Consider the following 11,249-nt stretch of genomic DNA (forward strand, 5'->3'; position numbering starts at 1 on the left):
CAGTGTAGAAAAGCCCCAAATTTTTACCTAAAAACTTACATAGAAAAGTAATAACGTAAAAATTAAAAAAAATGAGAACATTATATTCATTCACCGTAATTTTAAGTTTGAGTTTTTTTCTATTTTCTTTTAACAGAATTGAAAACAACAATTTTAAATATAAAAAAGCTCCAAATCATTCAACCGTTTACCGCAGTCAAAATGATGTAAACGAAATTTCGAACGGATTCTTTAAAAGGTATTCCGATTTAAAAAAATATAAATCGGATATCATGTCGTTGTACAAAACCAGAACACTAGGAACTATTTGGTTTGACGAAGATGAAATCAATGAGTTTGGCTCTGTTTTGTATGAAAAAGCAAAAAAAACAAACGATTTAATTATTCCTTATCAAAAAGAAATAGATCAATTGTTTAGTGCTTCATCAGATAAAAGCACACTTTCTCAAACCGATGCAGACATGCTTTTGAGTTCATTATATATAGTGTACACTAAAAAAAGCAATGCCGACAAGAAAAAATTGGCTTATAATGATATGTTGAAAGATTTCTTAAACTACAGCACATTAGAAGAGCAAGAAACAACAGCAGTTGCAACAAATGAAAAAGTTGAGTTTGACCAATATTACAAATTGCAAGATGCTCTTAAAAAATACAAAAGATTAGAAAAATCAAGCAAATACAGACCTATTGTTCCAGAAGAATCACCTTATAAAGAATTGCGTCCAGATGCGGTTTCAAGCACTATTGCACAAGTTAGAACTCGTTTGTATTTATTAGGAGATCTAAAAACTGATTCTAAAAGCAATGTTTATGACCGTGAATTGATGGATGCTGTAATGAAATACAAAGTCCGCAACGGATTTAAACCGAATTATATTTTGGCTGAAGAGCACATTAACGAAATGAATATTCCGCTTGAAGATAAGGTTGCGACTTTAAAACTTAACATGGAAAGATGTCGTGAGATTTCGGCCAAAATTGCTGCCAGTGATGAGTATGTTTTGGTTAATGTTCCTTCTTATGAATTGATTTATGTAAAAAACGGAAAAGTGGTTTTGACTTCTCCAGTGTTTGTTGGAGCACCTTTAACTAAAACTACCATTTTTAATGGAGAAATTGACCGAATTGTTTTTAGCCCATATTGGACAGTACCGCAAAGTATTGTACAAAACGAATTAAGATCTAAAATAGCTGCAGATCCAAATTATCTTGCAGAGAAAAATATGGAAATGGTTAACGGTCAAGTAAGACAAAAACCAGGACCAGACAACTCTTTAGGATTGGTAAAATTTATGTTTCCAAATTCTGATGATATATATATGCACGACACGCCATCAAAAACTTTGTTCGATTTTGAAAAAAGAACTTTCAGCCACGGATGCATTAATGTAAAAATGGCAAAAGAACTTGCTGTTGCCATGCTGAAAGATTATCCAGAATGGACTCAAGCAAAAATTGACACGGCTATGGCGGGTAAAGTAGAGAACAGTTTCAAGCTATCTAAAAAAGTACCCATTTTCATTACATATTTTACTTCATTGGTAAATGAAAAAGGAGAAGTTGGATTCTTTCAAGATGTTTACGAAAAAGATGCCAATCCAACTGGCGAAACGCTTTCAGGAACTGCAATTGTAAATCAATAATTTACGCCAATAATTTTAAGAGAGGATTTATCAAATTTGTTTTGATAAATCCTCTCATCTATTAATCACAAAAAAAGTCGTAAAGTATTATTATTAAATCTTTTAAGGGCAATACCATTTTTAGATCTTCCTTTATTTTGCAGTACAATTCAGCCCCATTTTTGTGAATGTTTAAAACTAAACTATTATGAAAACAAATAATACAGAAGGCCTTACAATGTTTGAAATAAACGTTTTAATTCAACAGGGAGGAAAATTTATAATGTTTCCTTTCATTATTTCTGAAATGGTAAAAAGGATTAAGGAACCTAATATCTATTTTATACGCCCAAATGAGAGCACATTAAAATATGCCTTAAAACACTTTTTCCTGAATGTTTCGCTAAGCTGGCGTATTTTCCCTTTTGCCCCAATTTATATCGCTAAATCATTATTTTATTTAATGAAAGGCGGAAAAGATTATACTGACACTATATTAAAAGATTTAGACACCAATAGACCTGTTTACACGCCACAATTAAAACTATCATATTGATATAGTTTCAAAATCTTTTCCTAAAAATCATCTTATGTTTATAAGGTGATTTTTTTTGTCTTATACTGATATTTTAAAAGCTTAATGAGGCTTATATGATTTTGCGTTAACAAGAGCTTTGCAAATCTTTTTTAATAGAAAATCAACAATGAAAAAATATACTTTAATTCCTAGTTTTATTGTCTTAATTCTCATTATTTCATGCAATAATTCTACATCAAAAAATCCAATAACTTATGATGGCATTAGCAAACCAAAAGCTCCAAAAGCAGTAGGACCTCCACGCGTATTATTTGTGGGAAATAATCAAACAGAATATTTTGTGAGCGCTCCCACCTTATTTCAGGAACTGTGTAATGCAAATAATAAGAATGTAAATGTTCAGCAGCTAATAACAATGGGAGTTCCGCTTGATAAAGTTTATTATACTAATAAGACAGAAGCGAATCAGAATTTTTCTAATATAGATAAAGATGGAAATTATTATGATTATGTAATCCTTCAGGAATCTCCGCAAATTGCATTAAGAAATATTGAGAAATACAGATCAAATCTAAAACTGATTGCAGAAAAAATACACAAAAATAGTCCAGATGCAGCAATTTATGTGTATCAAAACATGACTCCATTACCTTATACAGATTCGGATTATAATAATTATTATAAAGAATTGCGTAAAAATACAGTTTTAGCAACTGCTTTTATAAAAAACGCAGGGGTATTGAAAATTGGTGATGCTGTTAAAGATGCTTATAGTGGCAAAAATGGCTACAACTACTTAAAAAACAGTACAGACAATCTTTGCTATGGCCAAAATACACCTCATTTTTTAAATGATGGAGGATTTTTACAAGCTGTTTTATTATATACTACAATCTTTGAAACAAAACCAATTATTCCTAAAAAATTAATTTTAAGTACTGGTACTGGTGACAATGACAACATGAGAAAACAAGAAGTTTCAAAAGCCATCAGTGATCCTATTGCACTAGAAGAAATTGCTTTTAGTAATCGCTAAGACTTTATAAAATTTTAGAAATCATCTTATTATTAGATAAGGTGATTTTTTTAAAATTCTTTATTCTAAAATAATATTACTCATCCAATTTCAAGAAATATTGACTAATTAACTTTAAAAAACATGAAAATTAATAATGATTTATACGGCGGTTTTATAGTATCTAAAAACGCTCTAAAAGGCATTCCGATATTATATTCTTATAGACAAAAAAGTAGTATTAAAGAATTAAATGGATGGAATATTTTATCTGAAATTGACGATGAAAATTACGTTAGTGAATCAAGCAACTTTTTAATTGTTAATGCTGAATCGATATATAAAATAGCGCCGGTATTATTTGAAATATTTGATGCTGATTATGGAACTGATTTGTTTTGGAAATACCAAGAAAATGTACATATTGGCTTTTATGATTTGATTAATGAATGTGATACTGACATTGATCAGATCTTAAAAAAGAAGTAAAATACAAAAGCTTAATTTAAAATCATCTTATATCTATTATAAGGTGATTTTTTATTTAATATAAAAACCTGAATATCAACAAAATTTATTCTTATTTTAGCTTTGTAATTTCACTCAAAAACTCAAAACATATGGAAGATTCTAATGAGCTAATGCCAAAACAAAGCTGGTTAAACCGAAACTGGAAATGGCTTATTCCCAGCGGGTGTTTAACTCTTATTATATTAGCAGCTTTATTTATTGGAGGAATTTTCTATGAAGTAACTTCGGTTCTTAAAGATTCTGAAGCCTATAAAGAATCTATGATAGCGGTAGAAAATAACAAACTCGTAGTGGAAAAACTCGGTTCTCCTGTCGAAACAGACGGAATGGTTTCTGGAACGGTCACTTCACATAATGATGTACGCACTTGCGATGTACAGGTTCCGCTAAAAGGCCCGAAAGGCAAAGCAACTTTATTTGTTGTTGGAGAAAAAAGAGGAAAATGGAAATACAGTGAAATGTCTGTTTATATTGAGAATACAAAAGAAAAAATTGATTTATTGAAGAAATAAAATCTATTGATCAAACCAAAATTATAAAATGAAATTTTTTATCAGTCTATTCTTTGGACTTTTCCTATGTGTCTCTTCTTTTGCACAATCTTCCGAAAGTTACCAAGTTTACGCCAATCAAATTAAGCAATTTTCAAAACCTGCTAAAATATTACGCAATGATATTAATGCGCAGGGAAATGGCTCTATTGAATTTACAAATGCTAAAAACCAGATACTGCGTTTTCGAATGCAGCATAATAAACTTCAGTTAGGATCTTGCAGGATTGCTTTTGAAATATATTATTATGAAAATAATTACTTGAGAAGAATAGAATCGCTTGACAGTAACGGAAATTTGATTGGATGCAATTTAAAACTAAATGGAGAAGCTGTTACAGAATATATTGTTGAAAAACCTTCTTTGTATCTTCAAAAAAAGAAATTGATTGATGATGCTGAAGGAAATATTGATATGAAAGATGATTCTAAAGAAAAAATCATTCGAGTTCAATATTTTGATGCTCATAATAAACCTATAATGTTGTTAAAACCTATTTATATTTCGAGTAAAACCTATTGGCAGGATAATATTCGAATGGCTTGGCCATAAAAAAAATTAGGCTTTAAGTTGCTAAGTTCTCTTATGTTAAGTTTACAACAAAATGTTAGTTTGCTTAAAATAAAATTGTGGCGTTGTTTTTGAATAAGTAGTATTTTTGAAACTTAAATAAAACCCCATAATGAAAAAGATTTTACTATTAGCCGTTACATTTTCGCTTACTTCTTGCGCACAGGTACAACAGACTTTAAATCAATTGCCTCAAATCGCATCTCAGATTCCGACTACAGGAACTGTAGACATTGCTTCTGGATTAAAAGAAGCTTTAAATAAAGGAATTACACAACAAGTGAGTAAATTAACCGCTGTAGATGGTTTTTATAAAAACGAAGCTGTAAAAATTTTAATGCCTGAAGAATTACAAAAAGTAGATGCAACACTTCGTAAAGTAGGTTTAAGCTCTCTTGCAGATGAAGGAATAAAAATGCTAAACCGCGCCGCTGAAGATGCTGTAAAAGAAGCAACTCCAATTTTTGTTACAGCTGTAAAAAATATGACTTTTACAGATGCTAAAAATATTCTTTTAGGAAGCGACAATGCTGCAACAAATTATTTGCAAGGCAGCACCACAACTGCATTATACGCTAAATTTAATCCAGTAATTAAAAGTTCTTTCGAAAAAGTAGGCGCAGATGCTGTTTGGACAAAGATTATAACAAAATACAACACTATTCCATTAGTAAAAAAAGTAAACCCAGATTTGACTGATTATACAACGAATCAAGCTTTGTCTGGTGTTTTTAAAATGATTGCTGTTGAAGAAAAAGATATCAGAAACAACATCTCTGCAAGAACAACACCTTTATTGCAAAAGGTTTTTGCAATGCAGGATAGAAAATAGTTTTTTTTGTAAGGTTCAAAGGCACAGAGTTACAAAGGGACAAAGCTACCTTTGCAACTTTGAGCCTTTGTAACTTTGCAACTAACCAAAAACCAAAAGACCGAAATGCAAAAAATTACCATACTCATTCATTGTAAAGACCAAAAAGGAATTATTGCCGCAGTGACTACTTTTATTGCTAAGGTAGAAGGAAACATTACCTATATCGACCAGCATGTTGATGTAGAGCAGAATGTGTTTTTTATGCGTTTAGAATGTGAATTTACCAATCAGGGCAGTAATATTGAAAACATAAAAGAAGAGTTCAGCAAAACCATTGCTACCGACTTCGATATGTCTTGGGATTTATACAATCAGGAGCAAAAACCCAAAATGGCTTTGTTTGTTTCTAAATACGATCACTGTTTATTTGACATTTTAGGACGTTACAGTGCCGATGAATTGGGTGTGGAGATTCCGATGATTATAAGCAATCATAACGATTTGCGATCTATTGCTGAGCGTTTTGACATTCCGTTTCACTATGTTCCTTTTACAAAAGATAACAAAGAAGAAGGCGAAGCAAGACAAATTGAGCTTTTAAAAAGATACCAGATCAATTTTATTGTTTTAGCGCGCTACATGCAGATTGTAACTCCAAAAGTGATTTCGCTTTACGAAAACAAAATCATCAATATCCACCATTCGTTTTTACCTGCTTTTCCAGGTGCAAAGCCTTACCATTCGGCTTTTAAACGCGGTGTAAAAATTATTGGAGCTACAAGCCATTATGTAACAGAAGAATTAGACGAAGGTCCAATCATCGAACAAGATATTGCAAGAGTTTCTCATATTCACTCTGTAGAAGATTTTATCATGAAAGGCCGTGATTTGGAGCGTATCGTTTTGGCAAGAGCCATTAAACTGCACGCTGAGAGAAAAACAATGGTTTATAGCAATAAGACGGTGGTTTTTTCTTAAGGTTCAAAGTAGCAAAGGTTCAAAGGGACAAAGTTTTTTTTATATAGAAAGACTTCAACTTCGCTCAGTCGGACAATGACAATCTAAAAATAACAAACCCGACAGGTTTTAAAACCTGTCGGGTTTAATTTATAAATCCATTTCAGAAAACCTTTGCTACTCTGAACCTTTGCTACTTTGAACCTAAAAAAAACTTACCTCGCTTTAATCGCCAATCTCGGGTCATCAAAGGCATTCACTTCCTCCATTGTCATTCCTAGCGCATTTGCTACACCTGCTCCATACGCAGGATCGGCTTGATAACAGTTTCTGATATGACGGACTTGAATAAATTTCTGTGCTCCTCCGACTTGTGCGGCAGTATTTTTAAACAAAAGCTGTTTTTTCTCCTCTGTCAGCAAATTGAACAAAAGCCCTGGTTGAGTGAAATAATCATTATCATCTTCTCTAAAATTGTGCGCATAAGCATCGCCATAAATCGCCAATGGAGGTTCTTTTGCTTCTGGCTGTTCCTGCCATTCGCCAAAGCTGTTTGGCTCGTAGTGTTTTCTTCCTCCGTAATTTCCGTCTACACGCATTGCTCCATCTCGGTGGAAACTGTTGTACGGACATCTAGAAGCATTTACTGGAATCTGGTAATTGTTTACTCCTAAACGGTAACGGTGTGCGTCTCCATAAGAAAACAAACGTCCTTGAAGCATTTTATCTGGAGAAAAACCAATTCCTGGAACTACATGAGCTGGGTTAAATGCCGCCTGCTCAACTTCTGCAAAATAATTTTCTGGATTTTTATTTAATTCAAATTCTCCGACAGGAATTAATGGAAAATCTCCTTTTAACCAAACTTTAGTTAAATCGAATGGATGAAAACGATACGTTCTCGCCTGCTCTTCTGACATAATCTGAACGAACATTTTCCATTTCGGAAAATTACCTTCTTCGATAGCATTAAACAAATCCCTTTGATGACTTTCTCTGTCTCCTCCTACTAACTTAGCAGCTTCTTCATCAGATAAATTTTCAATTCCCTGTTGCGAAACCAAATGAAATTTTACCCAATGTCTTTCGTTTTGTGCATTGATGAAACTAAAAGTATGACTTCCGAAACCGTGCATTTCTCTATATGATCTCGGAATTCCGCGATCGCTCATTACAATTGTAACTTGATGAAGAGCTTCTGGCAATAAAGTCCAAAAATCCCAATTATTATCAGCACTTCTTAAATTGGTTTTTGGATCGCGTTTTACAGCATGATTCAAATCAGGAAATTTCATCGGATCACGGAAAAAGAAAACTGGCGTATTATTTCCTACCAAGTCCCAATTTCCTTCATTTGTATAAAATTTCATGGCAAAACCACGAATGTCTCTTTCGGCGTCAGCAGCGCCTCTTTCTCCTGCAACAGTTGAAAAACGAACAAACATTTCTGTCTTTTTACCAATTTCAGAAAATATGTCTGCTTTTGTGTATTTGGTAATGTCGTGTGTAACAGTAAAAGTTCCGTAGGCTCCAGATCCTTTGGCGTGCATTCTTCTTTCGGGAATCACTTCTCGGTCAAAATGAGCCATTTTTTCTAAAAACCAAAAATCTTGTAATAAAACAGGTCCGCGAGGGCCAGCTGTTTGAATGTTTTGATTGTCTGGAACGGGAGTTCCGGTTGCAGTTGTTAATTTTTTGTTTGATTCCATTTTGCTGATTTTTAATGTTTTATCAAATATACAAAGTTATCCTTAGCACATTCATAAACAAAATTGATTGTTATTATATTTTAATAACTAAACACTATCCAGCACTGCAGAAACCTCAAAACAGCCATTTTACAAATCTTAACGTATGACCAACAAAGTAATAACAAAACCTTAACAGCATAAAATTGATATATGTCGGACATTTGTAATGTAATAAACTGGTTATTTATTATTTTGGTTTTGGTTAGTTAAATGATGCCGGCTTCTTCGAGATGCCGGCATTCTTTTTTTATAGTTTTTTGTCTCAGGTTTCAAGTTTTTTTTGTTTCAAGTTACAATGCGATGCGCTTAGTTTTAACGCAAAGAGCGCAAGGATTTTTTAATTAAAAGAAGTTTTAAAGTTCGCAAAGCTTTGTAAAAAAAACTTTGTCCTATGACTATCTGAATTGCCTAAACTTTTGCATTCTTTCCGTTCAACCACACGCTCCAACAACTTGAAACCTGAAACTTGAAACAAATGTTTTGAACCTCAAGTTTTGAACATTAACTTATATCCAACAAAGTAATAACAAGACCTTAACAGCATAAGTTTGATATATGTCGGACATTTGTAATGTAATAAACTGGTTATTTATTATTTTGGTTTTGGTTAGTTAAATAATGCCGGCGTCTTCGAGATGTCGGCATTATTTTTTTTATAGTCTTTTGTTTCAGGTTTCAAGTTTCAAGTTGCTTTACTTTGAATATAATTTTAACGCAAAGAGCGCAAAGTTTTTCCTCAAGAGGTTTTGTACAAAAACACAAAGTTCACAAAGCTTTGTCTAAAAACTTTGCGTACTTTGCGTAATTCTTTGCGCTCTTTGCGGTTAAACTTGAAACCTGAAACCTGAAACCTGAAACAAAATAAACTAAAACTAATTCTTCAATCTTTCATGAAGTAGTTTAAAATACGAAAATGCCTTTAGCAATCTGCTTCCATGCCAAGAAAACATTTCGCCGTCTACGAAAATGGTTTTGGCGTGGTGCGTAAACCTTCCGATTTCAAAAGCATCTTCTTCTTTGAAAGGATACGGTTCTGAAGAAAGGAAAACAATATCAGGATCACCTTCTAGACGCATTTTCTTTAATTCGATTTCAGGATAACGTCCTTTGTCTTCGTAGATGTTTTTAAAATGATTGAGCTTTAAGAGCTCATTAATATAAGTATCTTTTCCAGCCACCATATATGGATTTTTCCAAATAAAATAAGCAGCTTTTTTTTCCTTTATATCTTTTATATAATTTTTAAAATCGCTTAAAGCGAAAGCCAATTTATCATTCCATTTCTGGGCTTCAGTTCTGCAATTGAATAATTGTCCGAAATCTGAAATCATCTGAAAATTATCTTCAATAGAAACAATATTCGTAACCCAAACAGGACAAATTGCACTTAATTGTTCTACAATCTCAAGCGTGTTTTCTTCTTTATTGCAGATAATAATATCTGGTTCTAAAAGTTTTATTTTTTCAAAGTGGATTTTCTTCGTTCCGCCAACAGTCTTTTTGGTTGATTTAAAATGAAACGGATGAACACAAAACTTCGTAATTCCGATAATTTTTTCTTCTAAACCTAAATCATACAATAATTCGGTTTGCGAAGGAACTAGCGAAATAATACGTTTTGGAGCTGTTTCGAAAGTATAAACTTTGCCAAGCTGGTCTTTTATTTGTTTCATGTTTCAAATTTGTTGGAATGTGAAATTTAACGCAAAGTGCGCTAAGTTTTTTCGCAGAGTTCGCGAAGGCTTATAATTTTTAAATAAACGTTTTTTAAGTTCTCAAAGCTTAGATAAAGTAAAGCTTACATTCTTCTTTGAGAACTTTAAAAACTTTTACAAGATTGCGAATAACTTCTTTGTGTACTTTACGAAAAAACTTAGCGCACTTTGCGTTAAAAATTATATTCAAAGTAAAGCAACCTGAAACTTTAAACCTAAAACTTTAAACCAATAATCTCTGCCATTTCTTGCTGTACTTTTAATGCCTCTTCTCTTGCCTTTTCAGCAAAATCGGTTCCTTTTGAAGCATAGATAATCGCTCTTGCAGAATTTACTAAAAGACCAACTTTATCATTCATTCCGTATTTGCAAACTTCAGATAAGCTTCCGCCTTGAGCGCCAATTCCTGGAACTAACAAGAAACTGTCTGGAACAATTTTTCTGATTTCGGTAAAATATTCTGCTTTAGTAGCTCCAACAACGTACATTAAGTTTTCGCTGTTTTTCCAAGTTTTAGAAGTTTCTAGAACTTGTTTGTATAATTCCTTTCCGTTTGTGTTTAAAGTCTGAAAATCGAAAGCCCCTTCATTTGAAGTTAGAGCAAGCATAATGGTATGCTTGTTTTCAAAAGCTAAAAAAGGCTCTACAGAATCTTTTCCCATATAAGGAGCAACCGTAACACTATCAAAATTCAGGTCTTCAAAAAAAGCTTTCGCATACATGCTTGAAGTATTGCCAATATCACCGCGTTTTGCATCTGCAATCGTAAAAATATCAGGATAATTTTCGTTGATATAATTGATTGTTTTCTGCAAAGACATCCATCCTTTTATTCCGTATGCCTCAAAAAAAGCTGTGTTTGGTTTATATCCAACAGTCAAATCGTGAGTCGCATCAATAATTGCCTTATTAAATTCGAAAATAGGATCTTCTGTTTCTAATAAATGTTGCGGAATTTTAGTCAGATCAGGATCTAATCCAACGCATAAAAATGATTTTTTTTGAAGAATTTGTTCGTGTAGTTGTTGTGTTGTCATATTCTTTTTTGCTTGTGCGGCAAAATTACAAATTATAATGGTTTTATGAGTTAATGGTTGATGGTTTATTGTTGATGGTTGGTTTTTGGTTTTTGGTTTTTGGTTTTTGGTTTTTGGTTTTTGGTTTTTGGTTTTTGGTTTTTG

11 protein-coding genes are annotated in these 11,249 nt (G+C 32.5%); 8 read left to right on the forward strand and 3 right to left on the reverse strand.

Translation table 11 applies throughout. The features are described 5' to 3' along the window. The first annotated feature begins 71 nt into the window (after positions 1-71). The 8 genes from DMA14_RS00330 (at position 72) to purU (ending at position 6,623) form a co-directional block, all read left to right on the forward strand. The gene (locus DMA14_RS00330) at positions 72-1,646 is read left to right on the forward strand and encodes a L,D-transpeptidase family protein (RefSeq protein WP_111422237.1); all 1,575 of its coding nucleotides are present in this window, start codon (positions 72-74) and stop codon (positions 1,644-1,646) included. Positions 1,647-1,833: 187 nt separating this feature from the next. Beyond that, positions 1,834-2,181, forward strand: a complete 348-nt coding sequence (locus DMA14_RS00335) for a hypothetical protein (protein ID WP_111422239.1) — start codon at positions 1,834-1,836, stop codon at positions 2,179-2,181. A gap of 148 nt (positions 2,182-2,329) precedes the next feature. Next, positions 2,330-3,199, forward strand: coding sequence for a hypothetical protein (locus DMA14_RS00340; RefSeq protein ID WP_111422241.1), 870 nt, complete (start codon positions 2,330-2,332; stop codon positions 3,197-3,199). Positions 3,200-3,322: 123 nt separating this feature from the next. Continuing rightward, a complete protein-coding gene (locus tag DMA14_RS00345; RefSeq protein WP_111422242.1) occupies positions 3,323-3,667 on the forward strand; it encodes an immunity protein Imm33 domain-containing protein in 345 nt (114 codons plus the stop codon). A gap of 131 nt (positions 3,668-3,798) precedes the next feature. After that, on the forward strand, positions 3,799-4,221 hold the full coding sequence (locus DMA14_RS00350) for a cytochrome c oxidase assembly factor Coa1 family protein (protein ID WP_111422244.1): 423 nt from the start codon (positions 3,799-3,801) through the stop codon (positions 4,219-4,221). A gap of 28 nt (positions 4,222-4,249) precedes the next feature. Then, positions 4,250-4,813: a hypothetical protein gene (locus DMA14_RS00355; protein WP_111422246.1), complete on the forward strand. Its 564-nt coding sequence runs from the start codon at positions 4,250-4,252 to the stop codon at positions 4,811-4,813. A 130-nt stretch (positions 4,814-4,943) separates the two neighbouring features. Continuing rightward, complete coding sequence (locus DMA14_RS00360; protein WP_111422248.1) at positions 4,944-5,663, forward strand: DUF4197 domain-containing protein; 720 nt, start codon at positions 4,944-4,946, stop codon at positions 5,661-5,663. 105 nt (positions 5,664-5,768) lie between these two features. Then, positions 5,769-6,623, forward strand: a complete 855-nt coding sequence (purU, locus tag DMA14_RS00365; RefSeq protein ID WP_111422250.1) for a formyltetrahydrofolate deformylase — start codon at positions 5,769-5,771, stop codon at positions 6,621-6,623. Positions 6,624-6,817: 194 nt separating this feature from the next. On the opposite strand, the gene DMA14_RS00370 is transcribed toward purU, so the two are convergent. The 3 genes from DMA14_RS00370 to pyrF all read right to left on the reverse strand — a co-directional run bounded on the left by DMA14_RS00370 (position 6,818) and on the right by pyrF (position 11,105). Then, positions 6,818-8,311, reverse strand: a complete 1,494-nt coding sequence (locus DMA14_RS00370; RefSeq protein ID WP_111422251.1) for a catalase — start codon at positions 8,309-8,311, stop codon at positions 6,818-6,820. A 914-nt stretch (positions 8,312-9,225) separates the two neighbouring features. Then, positions 9,226-10,026, reverse strand: a complete 801-nt coding sequence (locus tag DMA14_RS00375; RefSeq protein WP_111422253.1) for an ABC transporter substrate-binding protein — start codon at positions 10,024-10,026, stop codon at positions 9,226-9,228. 257 nt (positions 10,027-10,283) lie between these two features. After that, on the reverse strand, positions 10,284-11,105 hold the full coding sequence (pyrF, locus tag DMA14_RS00380) for an orotidine-5'-phosphate decarboxylase (protein WP_111422255.1): 822 nt from the start codon (positions 11,103-11,105) through the stop codon (positions 10,284-10,286). Positions 11,106-11,249 lie beyond the last annotated feature (144 nt).

Origin of the sequence: Flavobacterium sharifuzzamanii, from assembly GCF_003254585.1 — a bacterium.
Classification (GTDB): domain Bacteria; phylum Bacteroidota; class Bacteroidia; order Flavobacteriales; family Flavobacteriaceae; genus Flavobacterium; species Flavobacterium sharifuzzamanii.

Coding starts and splice junctions, on each gene's coding strand:
- DMA14_RS00330 (WP_111422237.1), top strand. CDS start 72: ATGAGAACATTATATTCATTCACCGTAATTTTAAGTTTGAGTTTTTTT.
- DMA14_RS00335 (WP_111422239.1), top strand. CDS start 1,834: ATGAAAACAAATAATACAGAAGGCCTTACAATGTTTGAAATAAACGTT.
- purU (WP_111422250.1), top strand. CDS start 5,769: ATGCAAAAAATTACCATACTCATTCATTGTAAAGACCAAAAAGGAATT.
- DMA14_RS00345 (WP_111422242.1), top strand. CDS start 3,323: ATGAAAATTAATAATGATTTATACGGCGGTTTTATAGTATCTAAAAAC.
- DMA14_RS00370 (WP_111422251.1), bottom strand. CDS start 8,311: ATGGAATCAAACAAAAAATTAACAACTGCAACCGGAACTCCCGTTCCA.
- DMA14_RS00350 (WP_111422244.1), top strand. CDS start 3,799: ATGGAAGATTCTAATGAGCTAATGCCAAAACAAAGCTGGTTAAACCGA.
- DMA14_RS00375 (WP_111422253.1), bottom strand. CDS start 10,026: ATGAAACAAATAAAAGACCAGCTTGGCAAAGTTTATACTTTCGAAACA.
- pyrF (WP_111422255.1), bottom strand. CDS start 11,105: ATGACAACACAACAACTACACGAACAAATTCTTCAAAAAAAATCATTT.
- DMA14_RS00340 (WP_111422241.1), top strand. CDS start 2,330: ATGAAAAAATATACTTTAATTCCTAGTTTTATTGTCTTAATTCTCATT.
- DMA14_RS00355 (WP_111422246.1), top strand. CDS start 4,250: ATGAAATTTTTTATCAGTCTATTCTTTGGACTTTTCCTATGTGTCTCT.
- DMA14_RS00360 (WP_111422248.1), top strand. CDS start 4,944: ATGAAAAAGATTTTACTATTAGCCGTTACATTTTCGCTTACTTCTTGC.